General features: G+C 72.2%; 19 protein-coding genes. 10 read left to right on the top strand and 9 right to left on the bottom strand.

What is annotated here, in order from left to right:
* Positions 1-158 precede the first annotated feature (158 nt).
* Positions 159-1,253: an Rv2231c family pyridoxal phosphate-dependent protein CobC gene (gene cobC, locus ACFVH0_RS22975; protein ID WP_385822808.1), complete on the top strand. Its 1,095-nt coding sequence runs from the start codon at positions 159-161 to the stop codon at positions 1,251-1,253.
* A 277-nt stretch (positions 1,254-1,530) separates the two neighbouring features.
* Here cobC and ACFVH0_RS22970 read toward each other — a convergent pair whose 3' ends face one another.
* Both ACFVH0_RS22970 and ACFVH0_RS22965 read right to left on the bottom strand, forming a co-directional pair.
* Positions 1,531-2,634 (bottom strand): SCO1860 family LAETG-anchored protein, encoded by a 1,104-nt coding sequence (locus ACFVH0_RS22970; protein ID WP_385822806.1) that lies wholly within the window; start codon positions 2,632-2,634, stop codon positions 1,531-1,533.
* A gap of 324 nt (positions 2,635-2,958) precedes the next feature.
* Positions 2,959-4,059 (bottom strand): amidohydrolase family protein, encoded by a 1,101-nt coding sequence (locus ACFVH0_RS22965; RefSeq protein ID WP_385822804.1) that lies wholly within the window; start codon positions 4,057-4,059, stop codon positions 2,959-2,961.
* Between the two features lie 110 nt (positions 4,060-4,169).
* Here ACFVH0_RS22965 and ACFVH0_RS22960 point away from each other — a divergent pair, with 110 nt between their 5' ends.
* From ACFVH0_RS22960 to ACFVH0_RS22935, 6 genes are all read left to right on the top strand, one after another.
* Positions 4,170-5,276 (top strand): pyridoxal-phosphate-dependent aminotransferase family protein, encoded by a 1,107-nt coding sequence (locus ACFVH0_RS22960; RefSeq protein ID WP_385822802.1) that lies wholly within the window; start codon positions 4,170-4,172, stop codon positions 5,274-5,276.
* Between the two features lie 337 nt (positions 5,277-5,613).
* Entirely contained in the window at positions 5,614-6,144 is a 531-nt protein-coding gene (ectA, locus tag ACFVH0_RS22955; protein ID WP_385822800.1) for a diaminobutyrate acetyltransferase, read from the top strand.
* A 152-nt stretch (positions 6,145-6,296) separates the two neighbouring features.
* Complete coding sequence (gene ectB / locus ACFVH0_RS22950; protein WP_385822798.1) at positions 6,297-7,565, top strand: diaminobutyrate--2-oxoglutarate transaminase; 1,269 nt, start codon at positions 6,297-6,299, stop codon at positions 7,563-7,565.
* Positions 7,566-7,676: 111 nt separating this feature from the next.
* On the top strand, positions 7,677-8,075 hold the full coding sequence (locus ACFVH0_RS22945; RefSeq protein ID WP_360540424.1) for an ectoine synthase: 399 nt from the start codon (positions 7,677-7,679) through the stop codon (positions 8,073-8,075).
* 3 nt (positions 8,076-8,078) lie between these two features.
* A complete protein-coding gene (gene thpD / locus ACFVH0_RS22940; protein ID WP_385822796.1) occupies positions 8,079-8,972 on the top strand; it encodes an ectoine hydroxylase in 894 nt (297 codons plus the stop codon).
* Between the two features lie 98 nt (positions 8,973-9,070).
* Positions 9,071-10,096 carry a VOC family protein gene (locus tag ACFVH0_RS22935; protein WP_385822794.1) on the top strand — a complete coding sequence of 342 codons (1,026 nt, stop codon included), beginning with the start codon at positions 9,071-9,073 and terminating at the stop codon, positions 10,094-10,096.
* A 340-nt stretch (positions 10,097-10,436) separates the two neighbouring features.
* Here the strand turns inward: ACFVH0_RS22935 and ACFVH0_RS22930 are convergent, their stop codons facing one another.
* Positions 10,437-11,513 carry an alkene reductase gene (locus tag ACFVH0_RS22930; RefSeq protein ID WP_385822792.1) on the bottom strand — a complete coding sequence of 359 codons (1,077 nt, stop codon included), beginning with the start codon at positions 11,511-11,513 and terminating at the stop codon, positions 10,437-10,439.
* A gap of 151 nt (positions 11,514-11,664) precedes the next feature.
* On the opposite strand from ACFVH0_RS22930, the gene ACFVH0_RS22925 reads away from it, so the two are divergent.
* Positions 11,665-12,168, top strand: coding sequence for a MarR family winged helix-turn-helix transcriptional regulator (locus tag ACFVH0_RS22925; protein WP_385822790.1), 504 nt, complete (start codon positions 11,665-11,667; stop codon positions 12,166-12,168).
* Positions 12,169-12,187: 19 nt separating this feature from the next.
* Here the strand turns inward: ACFVH0_RS22925 and ACFVH0_RS22920 are convergent, their stop codons facing one another.
* From ACFVH0_RS22920 to ACFVH0_RS22895, 6 genes are all read right to left on the bottom strand, one after another.
* On the bottom strand, positions 12,188-13,249 hold the full coding sequence (locus ACFVH0_RS22920; protein ID WP_385822788.1) for an aminotransferase class V-fold PLP-dependent enzyme: 1,062 nt from the start codon (positions 13,247-13,249) through the stop codon (positions 12,188-12,190).
* A gap of 120 nt (positions 13,250-13,369) precedes the next feature.
* Positions 13,370-14,089 carry a DsbA family oxidoreductase gene (locus ACFVH0_RS22915; protein ID WP_385822786.1) on the bottom strand — a complete coding sequence of 240 codons (720 nt, stop codon included), beginning with the start codon at positions 14,087-14,089 and terminating at the stop codon, positions 13,370-13,372.
* A 102-nt stretch (positions 14,090-14,191) separates the two neighbouring features.
* A complete protein-coding gene (locus ACFVH0_RS22910; protein WP_385822784.1) occupies positions 14,192-14,710 on the bottom strand; it encodes a hypothetical protein in 519 nt (172 codons plus the stop codon).
* On the bottom strand, positions 14,707-14,844 hold the full coding sequence (locus ACFVH0_RS22905; RefSeq protein WP_385822782.1) for a hypothetical protein: 138 nt from the start codon (positions 14,842-14,844) through the stop codon (positions 14,707-14,709). Before ACFVH0_RS22905 ends, ACFVH0_RS22910 begins: the two co-directional genes overlap by 4 nt.
* A gap of 77 nt (positions 14,845-14,921) precedes the next feature.
* Positions 14,922-15,533: a DUF1349 domain-containing protein gene (locus ACFVH0_RS22900; protein ID WP_385822780.1), complete on the bottom strand. Its 612-nt coding sequence runs from the start codon at positions 15,531-15,533 to the stop codon at positions 14,922-14,924.
* Positions 15,530-17,050, bottom strand: a complete 1,521-nt coding sequence (locus ACFVH0_RS22895; RefSeq protein WP_385822779.1) for an aldehyde dehydrogenase (NADP(+)) — start codon at positions 17,048-17,050, stop codon at positions 15,530-15,532. The genes ACFVH0_RS22900 and ACFVH0_RS22895 overlap by 4 nt, the downstream gene beginning before the upstream one ends.
* 215 nt (positions 17,051-17,265) lie before the next feature.
* Here ACFVH0_RS22895 and ACFVH0_RS22890 point away from each other — a divergent pair, with 215 nt between their 5' ends.
* On the top strand, positions 17,266-18,036 hold the full coding sequence (locus tag ACFVH0_RS22890; RefSeq protein WP_385822777.1) for an IclR family transcriptional regulator: 771 nt from the start codon (positions 17,266-17,268) through the stop codon (positions 18,034-18,036).
* 141 nt (positions 18,037-18,177) lie between these two features.
* Positions 18,178-19,629: a peptidoglycan D,D-transpeptidase FtsI family protein gene (locus ACFVH0_RS22885; RefSeq protein WP_385822775.1), complete on the top strand. Its 1,452-nt coding sequence runs from the start codon at positions 18,178-18,180 to the stop codon at positions 19,627-19,629.
* Positions 19,630-19,707 lie beyond the last annotated feature (78 nt).

Here is a 19,707-nt window from a genome sequence, read left to right as displayed (position 1 = left end):
GGCAGCGGTCGTACCTCCCCGTCCCGACCGTTGCGTGAAGCCCGGTGCCGGGCGCATAGTCGTTCTGCCGTACTCAGAGGATCGACCGGGACGGCCGCGGCAGCCGGCCTTCCGTCCCCACGACGACGGCCATCACCACCATCACCCCCACGGCGGTCATGCACACTCCCACGGAAAGTCCCGACGCGACAGGCGCGGGCGCGCACGATCTGCGGCACCACGGTGACGCGGAAGTACGGGGACGGGACCGGGATCTGACCGATCTCGCCGTCAACGTACGGGCCGGTACTCCCCCGGCCTGGCTGAGGGAGCGGATAGCCGGGTCGCTGGGCTCGCTGGCCGCTTATCCGGACGGCCGGCCGGCCCGGGCGGCGGTCGCGGACCGGCACGGGCTGCCGGTGGAGAGGGTGCTGCTGACGGCGGGTGCGGCGGAGGCGTTCGTACTGATCGCGCGGGCGCTGCCGGTCCGCCGCCCGGTCGTGATCCATCCGCAGTTCACCGAGCCGGAGGCGGCGCTGCGCGCGGCCGGACACAAGGTGGACCGGGTGCTGCTGCGGGCCGGTGACGGATTCCGGCTGGACCCGTCGGCGGTACCCGATGACGCGGATCTGGTGGTGGTCGGCAATCCGACCAACCCCACGTCGGTGCTGCATCCGGCGGCGCTGGTGGAGCGACTGGCCCGGCCCGGCCGGACGCTGGTGGTCGACGAGGCGTTCATGGACGCGGTGCCCGGCGAGCGCGAGACCCTGTGCGGACGTACGGACGTCCCGGGGCTCGTCGTACTGCGGAGCCTCACCAAGACCTGGGGGCTCGCGGGGCTGCGGATCGGCTATGTGCTGGCCGACCCGGGGACCGTCCGCGCGCTGGAGGAGACGCAGCCGCTGTGGCCGGTGTCGGCCCCGGCGCTGACCGCCGCCGAGGCCTGCATGGAGCCGCGGGCGCTGGCCGAGGCGGCCGCCGCCGCGGAGCGGATCGCGGTGGACCGGGCCCATCTGGTGGCGGGGCTCAGGGAGTTCACCGAGGTGCGGGTGGCGGGGCCGGCCGAGGCGCCGTTCGTCCTGGTGCGGCTGGAGCGGGCGGCCGAGGTGCGGGAGCGGTTGCGGCTGCTGGGGTTCGCGGCGCGGCGAGGAGATACGTTTCCCGGGCTCGGTCCCGAGTGGCTGCGGCTGGCCGTGCGCGACCGCGCCACGACCAACCGCTTCCTCCAGGCGTTCGACCAGGCACTGCAGACACTGGGCACGGCCGTTCGCTGACGGCCCGCCGCTGGGACGGGGGTCGTTCGCCTGCGGCCCGCCGCTGGGCGGGCACCGTGCGCCGGCGGTCCACCACTGGGCGGGGGTCGTGCGCCGACGGTCCACCGCTGGGACGGGGGTCGTGCGCCGACGGCCCACCACTGGGCGGGCACCGTGCGCCGGCGGTCTGCCGTTGCCCGCGCTCCGTCGCACGTGGCCGCGGGGAGCGGCGTGCCATCACACGTACGCCGCTCCCCGCTCCCCGCTCCCTGCTGCCCGCATCGGGGCTCCGGAGGGGTCAGCCCTGGGCGCGCCGCCTGGCCACGACCACCGCCCCGGCGCCCGCCGCCAGCAGTACGGCCGCACCGCCCGCGATGTACGGGGTGGCGGAGCTGCCGCCCGTCTCCGCGAGGTTCGAATCGACGGCCGGTTCGTTGCCGGTGCCGGTCTGGGGCTTCACACCGCCGTCGCTGTTGCCGCCGCTTGCGCTGTTGCCGCCGTCACCGGACCCACCGCTGGTCGAACCGCCGCCGGTGGAACCACCGTTGCCGGAACCGCCGTCGCTCGAACCACCATTGCTCGAACCACCGTTGCTGGACCCGCCGTCGGTGGAACCACCATTGCCGGAACCGCCATTGCTGGATCCTCCGTTGCTTGTGCCGCCGTTGTCGCCGCCGCCCGGCCCGGTCGACTTCGGCGTCTCGCAGGTCGCCTCGGCGAGCGTGATCTCGCCGCGCACATCGGCGACGTTCAGCTTGAGCGGGTTGACGGAGACCTTCAGCTGCAACGCGGTCGCCGCGGCGGTGCGCGAGGTGGTGTGCGTCTTCGAGAGGTCCAGGGTCACCTCGCCGACGGCCGGCACCTTGACCTGCGTGGTGCCGCCCGCGGTGAGGTCGATGCGCTTGCCGAGGACCGATACGTGCCCCAGTACGTTCGACTCGGCGACCGGCTTCCGGCCCACCTCGCAGACCGCCCTGGACGTGACCTTCTCCACCTCGATCAGCGAGAGCACCGGCAGTCCGGGCACATGGACCCGGGCCTTGGCCACATTGCTGTAGCCCTCGGCCCGGTGCTTGTCGGCGGTCGCGTTCGCGGTGGCCACATCGGCGGCGAGCACGCTGACCGGCCGGCCGCCGTCCACGCCGTCGAGCCGCACGCTGAGCGCGGTCTCCTTGGCGTCGGCGGGTGCCTTCACCTCGTTGAGCGTGGCCCTGAGCGGCACGTCGACCGTCTTGTTCAGGAGCGAGACGTCGAGTGCGGTACGGAGCACGACCGCGCTCGCCTTGCCGCCACCCGTGGTCGTGGTGGTCGCGGCGGCGGCCTGCGCCGGGGCGGCGACCAGCAGCGCGACGGGAGCGGCGGCGACCGCCAGGGCGGCCAGGCGGAAGGTGTTGCTGTTCAAAGTGGTGGAACCCCCACAAGAGACATGGAGCCACCGGTGCCCTCCAATGGGGGACATCGAGAGCTCCGGTGGCCTCGACCCCGAAAGCTTTACGCACGGAGGGTGAACTGGCGGACACCTGACGTGAGTTCACCCCAAAGGGGGGTTTCCGTGTCTGTATTCGAATATCTCGGTACGTTCGTTCCTCCGGGTCACCCGATCCGCTGAGCGCGCACCGTGGCGGAGCCGACCGCGCCGGGGTGCGCGCGGAAGTGTTTCAACGACGGGGCAGGCATTCGGTGACTGCCCGTCAACACGGCGCACCCCGGTCACGGGCCGCCGGACTCAGCCGATCACCCGTCCGTTCAGGACCACCCGCCGCGGCGCCGCGAGCACCCGTACGTCCGCCCGCGGGTCCTCGTCGTACACCACCAGGTCCGCCGGGGCGCCCTCCTCCAGCACCGGCCGCCCCAGCCACTGCCGCGCGCCCCACGTCGTCGCGGACAGCGCGTCCAGGGCCGGGATGCCCGCCTTCACCAGCTCGGCGACCTCGTCCGCCACCAGCCCGTGGGCGAGCACCCCGCCCGCGTCGGTGCCGACGAAGACCGGCACCCCGGCGTCGTAGGCCGAGCGCACCGTGTCGTAGCGCCGCTCGTGCAGCCGCCGCATATGGGCCGACCAGCGGGGGAACTTGGCGTCGCCGCCCGCCGCGAGCGAGGGGAACGTGGCGATGTTGACCAGGGTGGGGACGATCGCGACCCCGCGCTCGGCGAACAGCGGAATCGTGTCCTCGGTGAGCCCGGTGGCGTGCTCGACGCAGTCGATGCCGGCCTCGACGAGATCGCGCAGCGAATCCTCGGCGAAGCAGTGCGCGGTGACCCGGGCGCCGAGCCGGTGCGCCTCGGCGATGGCCGCTTCGACCGCCTCGCGCGGCCAGCAGGCGGTCAGATCGCCCACCTCCCGGTCGATCCAGTCGCCGACCAGCTTCACCCAGCCGTCGCCGCGTCGCGCCTCCTGCGCGACGTACGCGACCAGCTCGTCCGGCTCGATCTCATGGGCGTAGTTGCGGGTGTACCTGCGGGGCCTGGCAATGTGCCGGCCGGCCCGGATGATCTTCGGCAGGTCCTCGCGGTCGTCGATCCACCGGGTGTCGGCCGGCGACCCCGCGTCCCGCAGCAGCAGCGCACCCGCCTCCCGGTCGGCAAGGGCCTGCTTCTCGCTGGTCGCCGCGTCCACGGCGCCGTGGTGGTCGAGCCCGACGTGGCAGTGGGCGTCCACCAGACCCGGCAGCACCCAGCCGGTGACGGTCACCGCCCCGTCCGCATCGGACGGCCTTCCGTACGAGATCCGCCCGCCGACCACCCAGAGCTCGTCCCGGACGTCGTCGGGGCCGACGAGCACCCGTCCCTTCACGTGCAGCACCTGCGATGCCTTGTGATCACTCATGGGCAGCACTGTACGAGGCGGCGTGCGGGCCCCTGGGTACGCTTCGACGGAAGCACCGCCCGTACGCGACACCGCGCACCGACCCGATCCGACCCGAAGAGAGCACCACCGTGACGCACCCCTTCCTCGACCTCGCCCCGCTCACCGCCGCGCACTTCGCGGCCATCGAGAAGCGGGTGGCCGGCCTCCTCGCCACCGAGCAGGACGTCGTCATCATGCAGGGCGAGGCGCTGCTCCCCCTCGAAGGCTGCATCCGGGGCGGCGCCCGGCCCGGCTCGACCGCGCTGAACGTCGTCACCGGCCCGTACGGGCAGACCTTCGGCAACTGGCTGCGGGACTGCGGTGCCAACGTCGTCGACCTGGCGGTTCCCTTCCACACGGCGGTCACCGCCGACCAGGTCGCGCGGGCGCTGGCCGAGCACCCGGAGATCGACTTCGTCTCCCTGGTCCACGCGGAGGCGGCGACCGGCAACACCAATCCGGTCGCCGAGATCGGCGAGGTGGCCCGTTCGCACGGGGCGCTGTTCATGCTGGACGCCGTCGCATCGGTGGGTGCCGAGCCGCTGCTGCCGGACGTGTGGGGCGTCGACCTCTGTGTGATCGGCGCGCAGAAGGCGATGGGCGGCCCGGCCGGGGTGTCCGCGGTGTCGGTGAGCGAACGCGCCTGGCAGCGGATCGCCGCCAACCCCGAGGCTCCGCGCCGCTCCTACCTCTCGCTGCTGGACTGGAAGGAGCGCTGGATCGACGGCGGCCGCAAGGCCCTGCTGCACGCGCCGGCCCAGCTGGAGATGCTGGCGCTGGAGGCCTGTGTGGAGCGGATCGAGACCGAGGGTCTGGACGCGCTGATGGCCCGTCACGCCGCGGCCGCCGCGGCGACGCGGGCCGGCGCGGTGGCGCTCGGCGGCGGCCTCTCGCCGTACGTCCACGAGGCCGGGGAGGCGGCGCCGGTCGCGACGACGCTGCGCGCCCCGGAGGGGGTCGACGCCGCCGAGCTGGTCGCGCGGGCGCTCGCGGCCGACCCCTCGCTGCCGCTGATCGCGGGCGGGGGCGCGCTGTCCAAGGAGATGATCCGGGTCAATCACTACGGTGTGGATGCGACACGGGGCGCGGTGCTGTCCTCGCTCGCGGCTCTGGGGGCGGCGCTGGCCGATACCGGCCGGCAGGTCGACTTCGAAGCTGCCCGCAAGGCCGTTTCGGAAACCTGGCCGAGCGAATAAATCCCGGCCGGGCGCCAATATTTCCCGAATGCGGGGAGCTGCTTTATTCAGAGCAGCTCCCCGCATTCTTCTGCCCGCTTTCCAGAAGCCTAAACACCCGAGTTTCCAGAGTGCCGAGCGGGCCCGAGCCACACAATTCCGTTACGTCGCCCGAGAGTTACAACCATGTGACCGACTCCACACTGCGACCGTTATGCCGGATAAATAGCCAACAAAACAGCAGAAATCGCAGCCCGGTCGCGCCGGGGCACGCGCCCGCGTGATAACACAGCGGACCTTCCCGCCCAACCCCTCACCTCGATGCAATTTGGAAATTTGCTGGGTAAATTCAATTTGCATGACCGCCGCACCAGCAGATTTTGCAAGTGCCCAAAACGAATTCATCACCATCGACACCCCACGAGTGGAGGACGGGGCCGCGATCTGGCGCATCGCCCGCGACTCCGAGGTCCTGGACCTCAACTCCTCGTACAGCTACCTGCTGTGGTGCCGTGACTTCACGGCGACCTCCGTGGTCGCCCGGGGCGAGAGTGGCGAACCCGTCGCCTTCGTGACGGGGTACCTCCGGCCGGACCGTCCCGGGACGCTCGTCGTCTGGCAGGTGGCCGTCGACCACGCCCACCGCGGGGCGGGGCTCGCCGGAAAGCTGCTGGACGCGCTGACCTCCCGGGTCGCCGCCGAACAGGGCCTGGCCTCGGTCGAGACGACCATCACCCCGGACAACACCGCGTCGGACCGGCTGTTCACCTCCTACGCGCAGCGCCACGACGTGGCCCTGGAGCGCGAGGTGCTCTTCGACGGCGGGCTGTTCCCCGAGGGCGACCACCTGCCCGAAGTCCTGTACCGCATCGGCCCGTTCCACGCCTGAGCCCGCCCGGCCACGCCACACCCGTACGTGCCGGCCCGGACCGACGGCCACCGCCACACCCGTACGTCCCGGCCCGGACCGACGGGCCACCGCCACGCCCGAGCCCTCCCGCACCGCCGACCCTCACCCCCCTCTCGAGCAGGAGACCCCCTGTGACCATCACCCCGCCCGCGCTGAGTGTCTTCGAGACCCTGGAGTCGGAGGTACGGAGCTACTGCCGCGGCTGGCCCGCCGTGTTCGACCGTGCGCAGGGCGCCCGGCTGACCGACGAGGACGGACACAGCTACCTCGACTTCTTCGCCGGCGCGGGATCGCTCAACTACGGCCACAACAACCCGGTGCTGAAACGCGCGCTGATCGACTACATCGAGCGCGACGGCATCACCCACGGCCTGGACATGGCCACCACGGCCAAGCGCACCTTCCTGGAGTCCTTCCAGAACAACGTGCTGCGCCCGCGCGACCTCCCGTACAAGGTGATGTTCCCGGGCCCGACCGGCACCAACGCGGTCGAGGCGGCGCTGAAGCTGGCCCGCAAGGTGAAGGGGCGCGAGTCCATCGTGTCGTTCACCAACGCCTTCCACGGCATGTCGCTCGGCTCGCTCGCCGTCACCGGCAACGCCTTCAAGCGGGCCGGCGCCGGCATCCCGCTCGTGCACGGCACCCCGATGCCGTTCGACAACTACCTCGACGGCCAGGTGCCCGACTTCCTCTGGTTCGAACGGCTCCTGGAGGACCAGGGCTCCGGGCTCAACAAGCCCGCCGCCGTGATCGTCGAGACCGTCCAGGGCGAGGGCGGCATCAACGTGGCGCGCCCCGAGTGGCTGCGGGCGCTGGCCGATCTGTGCCACCGTCGCGACATGCTCCTGATCGTCGACGACATCCAGATGGGCTGCGGACGCACGGGCTCGTTCTTCTCGTTCGAGGAGGCCGGCATCGTCCCCGACATCGTGACCCTGTCGAAGTCCATCAGCGGCTACGGACTGCCCATGTCCCTCTGCCTGTTCAACCCGGAGCTGGACATCTGGGGGCCGGGCGAGCACAACGGCACCTTCCGCGGCAACAACCCGGCGTTCGTCACGGCCGCCGCCGCGCTGGACGCGTACTGGGCGGACGGCCAGATGGAGAAGCAGACCCTGGTCCGGGGCGAGCAGGTCGAGCAGGCGCTGCTCTCGATCTGCGACGAGCACACCGCGCTCGGCGCGCGGTACCGGGGCCGGGGCCTGGTCTGGGGCCTGGAGTTCACGGACGAGGCACGCGCCGCCGCGATCTGCGCCCGCGCCTTCGAACTGGGGCTGCTGGTGGAGACCTCCGGCCCGCGCAGCGAGGTCGTGAAGCTGCTGCCGCCGCTGATCGCCACCCCCGACGAGCTGGACGAGGGCCTGCGCACGCTGGCCCGCGCGGTCCGCGACACCGTCTGACCACCCGGCCCGCTCCCGAGGCGGGCCCGACGAGAAACCGCACAGCGGAAGTCACCGCGGTGGAGGACACCACGGCGGAGGACACCGCAGAGAGAAAGGCACCGACCCACCGTGATCGTCCGATCGTTCAGTGACATCGAGAACACCGACCGGCATGTGAAGGCCGCTTCCGGCACCTGGGAGAGCAAGCGCATCGTGCTCGCCCGGGAGAAGGTGGGCTTCTCGCTCCACGAGACCACGATGTACGCGGGCACCGAGACGTCGATGTGGTACGCGAACCACATCGAGGCCGTCCTGTGCGTCGAGGGCGAGGCCGAGCTCACGGACGACGAGACCGGCGAGAAGCACTGGATCACCCCGGGCACGATGTACCTGCTGGACGGCCACGAGCGCCACACCATGCGCCCGAAGACCGACTTCCGCTGCGTCTGCGTCTTCAACCCGCCGGTCACCGGGCGGGAGGAACACGACGAGAGCGGCGTCTACCCGCTGCTGACCGAGGAGGGCTGAACCATGACCACCGATGTACGCACCGACCTGTACCCCACGCGCGGCACGGCCGAGATGACCACCCCCCGCCAGGACCCGGTGATCTGGTCGCCGCCCGGAGCCCCCGGCCCGGTGGCCGTGCAGGACCTCCAGGGCTTCGAGCGCGATGGCTTCCTCACCGTCGACCAGCTCATCACCCCCGACGAGGTCTCCGTCTACCACGCCGAACTGGACCGGCTGATCGCCGATCCGGCGGTGCGGGCCGACGAGCGCTCGATCATAGAGCCGAAGTCGCAGAAGGTGCGGTCGGTCTTCGAGGTCCACCGGATCAGCGAGGTCTTCGCCCGGCTGGTCGCCGACGAACGGGTGGTGGGCCGGGCCCGGCAGATCCTCGGTTCGGACGTGTACGTCCACCAGTCCCGGATCAACGTCAAGCCGGGCTTCGGCGCCTCGGGGTTCTACTGGCACTCGGACTTCGAGACCTGGCACGCCGAGGACGGGCTGCCGAACATGCGGGCGGTGTCCGTGTCGATCGCGCTGACCGAGAACCACGACACCAACGGCGGGCTGATGATCATGCCCGGTTCGCACAAGTCGTTCCTCGGCTGCGCGGGCGAGACGCCCAGGGACAACTACAAGAAGTCGCTGAAGATGCAGGACGCCGGAACCCCGTCCGACGAGGCCCTGACGAAGATGGCCGACCGGCACGGCATCAAGCTCTTCACGGGCAAGGCGGGTTCGGCGACCTGGTTCGACTGCAACTGCATGCACGGCTCGGGCGACAACATCACCCCGTACCCGCGCAGCAATGTCTTCATCGTCTTCAACAGCGTGGCGAACGCCGCCGAGGAGCCGTTCGCGGCACCGGCGCGGCGACCGGAGTTCATCGGGGCGAGGGACTTCACCCCGGTGCGCTGAGGTGACCCGCCGGCGGGGCCGGCGGAGCGGCGTCCTCCCGCCCCGCCGGCCCCGAAATCGTTGGACCGGCACGGCGGCCGACGGCGAAGGTATGGCCCATGACCTCACTCGTACGCCACATCACCGTCGACTGCTCCGACCCCTACGGGCTCGCCCGCTTCTGGTCCGGGGTGCTCGACGCCCCGGTCTCCGGCCAGGACGCCCCCGGTGACCCCGAGGTGCTCCTCGAATCCCCCGGTGCCGCGCTGCTCTTCATCCGGGTGCCGGAGTCCAAGGGCGGCAAGAACCGCATCCACCTGGACATCCAGCCGCAGGACCGGACCCGGGACGAGGAGGTCGAGCGGCTGCTCGGCCTGGGCGCCACCCTCGTCGCCGACCACCGCAGGCCGGACGGGCGGGGCTGGGCGACGCTCGCCGACCCCGAGGGAAACGAGTTCTGCGTCGAGTGCGGTGCGGCGGAGCGGGCGGCCCTGACCGGGGCCCGGCTGCCGGTCACGGCGGACGATGTGACCACCGCGGTACGTCTCGCGATCGCCGCGCTCCGGGAGTGCCCGGAGGACGACTGGCAGGCCCCGGCGGGGACGCTGGAGTGGACCTGCTGGGAGACCGCCGAGCATCTGAGCGACGACCTGTTCTCCTACGCGGCCCAACTGGGCCCGCGGCAACCGCCGCTGGACGCGTACGTCCCGTACCGCTGGAGCGCCGACCGCGAGGGCGGTCCGATGAACGCGGTCTTCGCGGACCGGTCGTCCGGAACCGCCGGCCTCTTCCGGACGTTGGAGGCGTGCGGCGCGCTGCTCGCCTCGATGGTGCGGACGGCCCCGCCCGGACTCCGCGCGTACCACTCCTACGGGGCGTCCGACCCGGAGGGCTTCGCCGCGATGGGGGTCGTGGAGACCCTGCTGCACGCCCACGACATCGCCGCGGGCCTGGGGGGCGGCTGGACCCCGCCCGCCGGCCTCTGCGACCGGGCGCTGGCCCGGCTGTTCCCGGACGCCCCGAAGGACGCCGACCGGTGGGCCGTACTGCTGTGGGCGACCGGCCGCGCCGAGCTGCCCGGCCACCCGCGCGTCACCTCGTGGAAGTGGCGCAGCGCCCCGCTGGACGAGTCCGGCCGGGAGTAGGCCCGGGGCCGGGCCCGGCGGCGGGCGGGGGCCGGGGTGTTGCGAGAACCGGTGCCGTGAGCCATCAGCAGATCCCGGACAAGCCGGCCGCCCGGGCCTCGTCCGGGCTCCGGCTGCCCGGCCCGGACCACCAGGTGCCGGCCGTCGAGGCGCGGGATCCGCACCCCCGCACGGTGCGGATCCCCGGCCGGGCGAGGGCTCTGGCAGATGTCCGGCCTCATGAGCCTGCAGGAGGACGTGCGGAGGCTCTTCGACGGCGGGGCCCAGGATCTTTTCCGCTTGGATCGGGCCGGATCAGGCACCGGGGCACGCGAGCCCGGCATGAGCCGAACGAGAGGCCCTAGATCTGGGCATCGTCCAGTGCCGGGTAGTCGACGTACCCTTTCGCGCCCCCGCCGAAGAACGTCGACGGGTCCGGGGTGTTGAACGGGCCGCCGGCCTTCAGCCGGGCCGGCAGGTCCGGGTTGGCGATGAACAGGGCGCCGTACGCGATGATGTCGGCGAGCCCGTCGTCGACCACCGAGTGGTCGTCCGGCCCGGTCGGTCCGTCCGTCAGCGCGCTGAGGACGAAGGTGCCGGAGAACTGCTTGCGCAGCGCGAGGGTCAGCTCGCGGATCTGCACCGCCTCCAGGACGTGCAGGTAGGCGAGGCCGAGCGGCTCCAACTCCCGTACCAGCGCGGTGTAGACGGCCTCCGGTGCGGGCTCGTCGATGTCGTTGTACGGGTTCCCCGGCGAGATCCGCAGTCCGGTCCGCTCCGCGCCGATCTCGGCGGCGACGGCCTTGACCACCTCGACGGCGAACCGGATGCGGGCCTCGTCCGAGCCGCCCCACTCGTCGTCACGCAGGTTGGTGTTGGGGGCGAGGAACTGGTGGATGAGGTAGCCGTTGGCGCCGTGCAGCTCGACCCCGTCGAAGCCGGCGTCGATCGCGTTGCGGGCGGCCGCCGCGAAGTCGGCGACGGTCTGCCGGACCTCGTCGCCGGTCAGTTCGCGCGGGGTGGTGAAGTCCTCCATGCCAGTGCCGGTGAAGAGTCCGCCGGCGGGCCGGACCGGGGAGGCACTGACCGGGATCAGCCCGTCCGGCAGCAGGTCCGGGTGGCCGATCCGGCCGGCGTGCATCAGCTGGGCGAAGATCCGGCCGCCCGCCGCGTGCACCGCGTCGGTGACCTTGCGCCAGGAAGCGACCTGCTCCGCGCTGTGCAGCCCGGGGGTGGACGGGTAGCCCTGGCCGACCACCGACGGCTGGACGCCCTCCGTGATGATGAGGCCCGCCGAGGCGCGCTGGGTGTAGTACTCGGTGACGAGATCCGTGGCGGTGCCGCCCTCACCGGCCCGGCTGCGGGTCATCGGAGCCATCGCGATGCGGTTGGCGAGCCGGGTGCCGGAAAGGTCGATCGGGTCGAATGCGGTGGTCATGAGGACTCCCGGATTATTTATGTGGTCGGCCAATTATCTGCTCCGGCGTCACTGTAACCCATTACTTGGCCGACCAATGTAAAGTGGGCGGAAAGTCGCCGGAGCCCGGTATCGGAGCCGGGGCCGAAGCGTCGCCCCGAGGAGTCACCCCATGAAGGCCGAACCCGCCCAGCCCGCAGACCCCGCCTGTCCCGGACTGCCGAGCGCGGCCCTCGGCGGCCCCGTCAGCCACGCCCTGGCCCGGGTCGCCCGGCTGCACCGGATCGCCGCGGGCAAGCTGCTCAAGGGGCTCGGGCTCTACCCGGGCCAGGAGTTCCTGATGATGTGCCTGTGGGATGCCGGTGCGGTGCGTCAGGCCGAGCTGATCAAGGCCGTCGACCTCGACCCCTCCACCGTCACCAAGATGCTCCAGCGCCTCGAACAGACCGGACATGTGCGCCGCCGCCCCGACCCGGACGACCGCCGGGCCGTCCTGGTCGAGGCCACCGACGACAGCTGTGCGCTGCACTCCGACGTCCAGCGGGCCTGGACGGACCTGGAGGACCACACCCTCGCCGGTCTCGAACCCGCCGAACGCGAGGAGCTGACCCGGCTGCTCGCCAAGGTCGAGGCGAACCTCTGCCGGGAGGCCGGGGACTGCCCCGGCCCCCGCTGATCCCCTCCGGCGGGCACGGTCAGCGGGAGAGCACGTCCAGGGCCCGGTCCACATCGGCCTGCGTGTTGTACAGGTGGAAGGCGGCGCGCAGACTTCCCGCCCGGTTCGAGACCACCACTCCGGCCCGCGCGAGCGCCGGCTCCCGCTCGCCCAGTCCGGGCACGGCGACGATCGCCGACTCCCCCGGCACCGCCTCGTGCCCGAGCCCGGCCAGCCCGGCCCGCATCCGGGCGGCGAGCCCGGTGGCATGGGTGTGGACGGCGTCCACACCCACCTCGTTCAGCAGCGCGAGGGACTGCTCGGCGCCGTGGTACGAGAGGAAGGCCGGCGGTTCGTCGTAGCGGCGCGCGGTCCCGGAGAGCTGACCGACCGGGCCGTACGTGCTGTTCCAGGGGTCGGCGGCGGCGTACATGCCGGCGAAGAGCGGCGGCAGCGCCTGCTGCGCCTCGTCGGTGACGGTGAGGAACGAGGCACCGCGCGGGCAGAGCAGGAACTTGAAGCCGCCGGTGACGGTGTAGTCGTACTCCCCGGCGTCCAGCGGCAGCCAGCCGGCCGACTGGGTGGCGTCGAGCAGCGTCCGGGCACCGTGGGCGCCGGCCGCCGCCCGCACCGCCTTCAGGTCGGCGATCCGGCCGTTGGACGACTGCACGGAGGAGAGGGCGACGAGCGCGGTGTCCGGCCCCACCGCGTCGGCCAGCCGGTCCAGCGGGGCGTACCGCATCCTGAGGTCGCCGCGGACCGCGAAGGGGCTGACGACGGAGCTGAACTCGCCTTCGGGCGCCAGGACTTCGGCCCCCGGCGGCAGTGCGGCGGCGATCAGCCCGACGTGCACGGAGACGGAACTGCCGACGGCGACCCGGTCGGCGTCGACCCCGGAGAGCCGGGCGAAGCCGGACCGGGCCGCCTCCACCGCCTCGAAGTCGCCGGAATCGGCCCGGCTGCCCGAGCCGATCGCCTCCGCGAGCGCCCGTACGGCCGCCACGGTCCGCCGGGGCAGCAGCCCGCAGGTGGAGGTGTTGAGGTAGGTCGTTTCCGGTGCGAACTCGGCATCCACCGCACTGCTGAGCGAAGTAGTCTCCATGCGCCCAGCCTGGGGCCCCCTCACCTCCCGGTCAATCACGAAAAGTTGAGGGGAACACCCGAGCACCGCTTGTGCGTGGCGCCGGGACAGCACCGGTTGTACGTGGCCCGGGGGCGGACCTCAGACGTTGCCGCCGGCCTGCGGGACCTCGCAGGCGCCGTCGGCGTCGCACGCGGCGGCGTCGCCGCCGATCGCGGTGAGCGGGCGGTCCTTCCACGCCTGCTCCAGCGCCTGGGCGAAGACCTCGGCGGGCTGGCCGCCGGAGATGCCGTAGCGCCGGTCGAGCACGAAGAACGGCACCGCGTTGGCGCCCAGCTCGGACGCCTCCCGCTCGTCGGCCCGCACCTCGGCCGCGTACGCCTCCGGGTCGGCGAGTACGGCGCGCGCCTCGTCGGCGTCGAGCCCGGCCTCGACGGCCAGCTCGACCAGTACGCCGGTGTCGTAGACGGACCGCTCCTCGGCGAAGTTCGCCCGGTAGGCGAGGCTCAGCAGCTCGTCCTGCCGGCCGCGGGCCTTGGCCAGGTGGAGCAGCCGGTGGATGTCGAAGGTGTTGCCGTGGTCACGGCCCTCGGTGAGGTAGCCGAGCCCCTCGGCCTGTGCGTTGGCCGCGACATTCGCCTCCATGGCCTGCGCCTCTTCGCGGGTGCGCCCGTACTTCTGCGCCAGCATGTCGATGACCTGCGCGGTGTCCCCCTTGGCGCGGCCGGGGTCGAGCTCGAAGGACCGGTGCACGACCTCGACCTGGTCGCGGTGGGCGAATCCCGCCAGGCCCTTCTCGAAGCGGGCCTTCCCGATGTAGCACCAGGGGCAGGCGATGTCGCTCCAGATCTCGACGCGCATGTCTCTTCTTCTCTCCGTGTCCTCGTACGTACCGCTCGGGTGCGGAGCCACCCTCCGCTCCCGTGCACAACGCGGGAGCGGACATCCTCATTCCCCGCCCGCTCAGCCGTCCTGGTCGTCGAGCTCGACGACCGGCCGGTCGGTGACCACGGCGACCAGGATCATCGGCGCGTCTCCGTCGCACTGGTTGAGGGAGACCCCGATCCAGCGGCCGTCCACCGGCCCCCACACCCGCAGGTCCCCGAGGCAGTCCGTGTCGCACAGCGCCCGGTACAGCGGCGGCATGGGCTCACCCGCGAGCTTGCGGAAGATCGGCACCCGCATGCCCACCGGCCGGTGGGCGCCCCAACGCCGGTCCAGCTCGCCCACGAGAACGGCGAGATGACCCGCGGCGGCCTCCTCGGCCGCGTCCCACTCGGGTCCGTACACGCCCACGAGGTCGTCGCTCTCCCAGAGCGGCACGATCCGGAAGCCCTCGCCCGAGGTCGCGCTCCACTCCCCGGTGTCCGGCTCCCCCTCGCCGACCGTGGGCCCCGCGGCCGGCACGGGCCCGGCGAGCAGCGCCTCGATGTCGGACACGGCGCGGCCGGTCCCGAACGTCTCCCCCATCCGGGCGGTCACAGCGCCGCCGCCCCGGCCGGTGCGGTCGGTCCGCCGAAGGAGGCACGGCGGGCGCCGGGGGTGAGCGGCCGGCCGAGGTTCCGTACCCCGGCCGGGGCGACCGCCCGACGGTCGAACCATGACGTCCCGGGCATCACTCGCCCCTCCTCCTGTCGTACGCCACCGCGGAACCCCCGCCGCGGGCCGGAGCGGTAAATAGGTCCGGGCAGGATCAGCTGCCGTCCCGCAGGTCCGCGAGGCCCGTCGTGCGGAACTCGATCCGGTCGAAGGACGCCTCGCAGCCCTCGCCGGTCGGCGACTGGACCAGGAAGCCGACCGACGCCCCGGCCGCTTGCTCCGGGTCGCCGAGGGCGAAGACGCGGACGAAGGTCCACTTCTCGCCGTCGGCGGAGGCGTGGAAGGCGAACGCGTCGCCCGTGCGGCTGAGGCGCAGCCAGCAGGTGTCGGCGTCCACGGTGAAGGAGTTGACGTCGTCGGAGCGGCCCCGGGTGACGACCGTGCAGACGGTGGGGTGGTCCGGGGAGAGCTCCAGGCAGAGCTTGGCCCACTCCCGTTCCCCGACGTGCAGGTAGAGCACCCCGGCGTCGAAGGCGGCCGCGAAGCCGACCCGCACCCGGGCGATCAGCTGGAAGTCGCCCGGGGGTGCGGGACCGAGCAGGCGGGGGGCGTCGCTCTCGGGGTCGAGACGGGCGCCGCCCGGCGGTACGAACCGGTCCTGGCGGGCGCCCGCCCTGCCGGTCAGTACGCCGCCCTCGTACGTCCAGTCGCCCCCGGGGCCGAACGGGACGATGCCGAAGGGGAGTTCGGGAAGGTCCGGGGTCATGCGCGGCGTCCGTCCACCCGTCGGGGAAGGCCCAGGGGGTTCTCCTCCCTGAGCTCCGGCGGGAGCAGGGCCTCGGGGGTGGTCTGGTAGGTGACCGGGCGCAGCCAGCGTTCGACCGCGGTGGCGCCGACCGAGGTGGAGGTGGAGGTGGTGGCCGGGTAGGGGCCGCCGTGGTGCTGGGCGGGGGCGACGGCGACGCCGGTGGGCCAGCCGTTGACGAGGACCCGGCCGGCCAGCGGGGTGAGGGCCGCGAGGAGTCCGGGGGCGTCGGCGTCGGTGCCGTCCGTGGCGGTCTGGAGGGTGGCGGTGAGGTTGCCGGGGAGCCGGGAGAGCACGGCGGTGATCTCGTCGTCGGAGGCGTAGCGGGCGACTACGGTGACGGGGCCGAAGCACTCCTCCAGCAGCTCGTCGTGCGGGCCCTCGGCGGTGAGCAGCTGCGCCGGTACGGTGAGGAATCCGGCCGAGACGGTGTGGTCGCCGCCCGCGCCGGGGGTGACCGGGGCCTGGACGCCGGGGAGTCCGGCCCGGGTCCGTACGCCCGTGACGAAGGCGTCGCGCATCCGGTGGTCGAGCAGGACCGCGGCCTCGCTGTCGCTGACCGCGGCGGTCAGGGACTCCAGCAGCCGGTCGCCGGCCTCACCGGCCGGGGCCAGGACGAAGCCGGGCTTGGTGCAGAACTGGCCCGCGCCCATGGTCATCGAGCCCGCGAGCCCGGCGCCGATCTCCTCGGCACGCTCGGCGGCGGCCGCCCCGGTGACGACGACGGGGTTGAGGGAGCCCAGCTCGCCGTGGAACGGGATGGGGCGGGGGCGGGCCGCCGCCGCGTCGAACAGGGCGCGGCCGCCGCGTACCGAGCCGGTGAACCCGGCGGCGGCGACCAGCGGGTGCCGGATCAGCTCGACGCCGGCGTCGAAGCCGTGCACCAGGATCAGTACGTCCTCGGGCAGGCCGGCCTTGGCCGCCGCCCTGCGCAGCACGGAGGCGCAGAGTTCGGAGGTGGCGGGGTGGTCGGGGTGCGCCTTGACGACGACGGGGCAGCCGGCCGCCAGCGCGCTCGCGGTGTCGCCGCCGGGGACGGAGAAGGCGAGCGGGAAGTTGCTGGCCGCGTAGACGGCGACGACGCCGAGCGGGACCTTGTAGCGGCGCAGGTCGGGCCAGGGCGGGGTCCGGGTGGCGTCCGCGTGGTCGATGTGGATGTCGAGGTAGGCGCCCTCGTCGACCACCTCCGCGAAGGCCCTCAACTGGGCGGCGGTGCGGGCGAGTTCACCGGTCAGCCGGGCCGGACCGAGTGCGGTCTCGGCGTCGGCGGCCTCGATGACGTGCTCCCCGGCCTCGACGAGCAGGTCGGCCGCGATGCGCAGGAAGGCGGCGCGCACGGTGCGGTCGGCGAGCGATTCACGTACCGCGTGGGCGGCCCGGACCGCACGGTCGACCTCCTCCGCTGTAGCCTCCACCGCAACCTGCTCGCGCGGGTTCCCGGTGCGGGGGTCGACGCTCCAGACTGGTGCTGCTGCCACCGTGATTCCTTCCGCTCCACTGCCGCACATCAGAAGTTGTTCGGTATTCTGAACAGAGTTTGTGATCGTGAATATGAGGCGACTCTATTTCCGTGCGTTCGATGTTGGCAAGAAGCCGCCGGGTTCCGGAAGTGGCCCGGTCCAGGCATTCGTCGGGTGTCATCGGGTGCGAGAAGTCTCAGGGTTTCGCTGGTGGGCTGGAAGGGCGTGGGGCGATGTCGGTTGCCGAACCTGGTGGGGCACAGGTCAAGTCCGCCGTGCGGACGGTGGAACTGCTCGAATACTTCGCGGGGCGGCCGGGCATGCACTCGCTCGCCGCGGTGCAGGAAGCCGTCGGCTATCCCAAGTCCAGCCTGTACATGCTGCTGCGCACGCTGGTGGAGCTGGGCTGGGTGGAGACCGACGCGACGGGCACTCGGTACGGGATCGGCGTACGGGCCCTGCTGGTGGGCACCTCGTACATCGACGGCGACGAGGTCGTCGCGGCGGCCCGCCCCACCCTGGACCGGCTCTCCGACGACACCACGGAGACCATCCACCTGGCCCGTCTCGACGGGACGAACGTGGTGTACCTCGCCACCCGGCAGTCCCAGCACTATCTGCGTCCCTTCACCCGCGTCGGCCGCAGGCTGCCCGCCCACTCCACCTCGCTCGGCAAGGCACTGCTGGCCACCCACAGCGACGAGCAGGTCCGCAAGCTGCTCCCCGAGACGCTGCCCGCGCTGACCGAGCACACCATCACCGACCGCGAGAAGCTCATCGAGGAGCTGCACCTCATCCGCGAGCAGGGGTACGCGGTGGACCGCGAGGAGAACACCCTCGGACTGCGCTGCTTCGGCGTAGCCGTCCCGTACCGCACCCCCGCCCGCGACGCCATCAGCTGCTCGGTGCCGGTCGCCCGGCTCACGCCCGCCCACGAGCAGATGGTGAAGGACGCGCTGTTCGACGCCCGGGACCGGCTGACGCTCGCCACCCGCAGGCTCTGACACCACTGTCCGGGCGGCGGGCCCGGCGGCGGCGCCCGCGAGGACCGCACCCGGGACCGCGCCCGGCCCCGTCATGAGAAACCGGTGAGAATCACCGCATTCGGGAACGGTGCGCGGTGCCCCGCTCGTCGTCCGGGCGGGATGAACAGAACGATCAGGCGAACCTCGGTCTTCTGTCTGCTGCTGGTTCTCGCCCTGCTGGGGCGGGCGACCTGGGTGCAGGCGTACCAGGCAAAGGCGCTCGCAGACAACGAACACAACCGGCGGAACACCATCGCGCAGTACGCGCAGCCGCTCGGCGACATCATCGTGGCCGGAAACCCGGTCACCGGATCGAAGAGGACGGTGGGCAGCGACCTCGCGTACAAACGTACCTATACACAGGGCGAGCTCTACTCGGCCGTCACCGGCTACAGCTCGCAGGCGTACGGCGCCACCCAGCTCGAAGGGATCTACAGCCATGTGCTGGACGGCACCGACGACCGGCTGAAGAGCCCGCTGGACGCGGTGACGCGCAAGCAGGCGGCGCCGGGCAACATCCTGACTACGATCGACCCGGCCGTGCAGAAGGCCGCGTACGAGGCGCTCGGCGACGACAAGGGGGCGGCGGTCGCGATCGACCCGAAGACCGGCCGGATCCTGGGCATGGTCTCCACCCCCTCGTACGACCCGTCGAAGATCAGCGGGACGACGGACGGCGAGGCCTGGCAGCAGCTGCTCGACGACGAGGACAAGCCGATGGTCAACCGCGCGCTGCGCCAGCCGCTGGCCCCCGGTTCGACGTTCAAGCTGGTGGTGGCGGCCGCGGCGCTGGAGGACGGGCTGTACGGCTCCGTCGACGAGCGTACGGACAGCCCCAATCCGTACCCGCTGCCCGACACCAGCAGGTTCCTGGAGAACGAGAACCCCTCGGCGCCCTGCGAGAACGCCACGCTGCGCACCGCGCTCCAGTATTCCTGCAACAACGTCTTCGGGAAGATCGCCGTCGACCTCGGCCAGGACAAGGTCAGGGCGATGGCGGAGAAGTTCGGCTTCAACACCGACAAGCTCGATGTGCCGGTACGGGCGAGCCGGAGCGTATACCCGACCGGCATGGACCGGCCGCAGACGGCGCTGTCGGGCATCGGCCAGTTCGAGGTGACCGCGACGCCGCTGCAGATCGCGATGGTGTCGGCGGCCCTCGCCAATGACGGCGAACTGGCGGCGCCGCACATGGTGTCCTCGGTGACCGACTCCAAGGGCAACTCGCTCCAGGACTTCGCGGACGGGGACACCGAGCGGGTCGTCTCGAAGTCCACCGCGGAGCAGCTGCGGAGCGCCATGGTGACCGTCGTCGAACAGGGCACCGGCACCAACGCCCGGATCGCCGGGGCCGAGGTGGGCGGGAAGACGGGCACCGCGCAGAACGGCGTGGGCAACAGCAAGAGCCCGTACGCCTGGTTCACCTCGTACGCGAAGGACGCCGCCGGCGGCAAGGAGGTCGCGGTCGCCGTGATCGTCGAGGACTCGGGCGCGGCGCGCTCCGAGGTCAGCGGCAACGGCCTGGCGGCGCCGATCGCCCAGAAGATGATGAAGGCGGCACTGGCGGACTGACGTCCGTCCGCCGGACCGTCCGGCATCCGTCCTAGACCCGGCGGGGGACGCCCTCCCCCGCCGGGTGCGCGATAGGGC

The organism is Streptomyces sp. NPDC127117, from assembly GCF_042677325.1.
Taxonomy (GTDB): Bacteria; Actinomycetota; Actinomycetes; order Streptomycetales; family Streptomycetaceae; genus Streptomyces.
The sequence above is the reverse complement of the archived record's forward strand: the minus strand, read 5'-3'. Positions and strand labels throughout refer to the sequence as shown.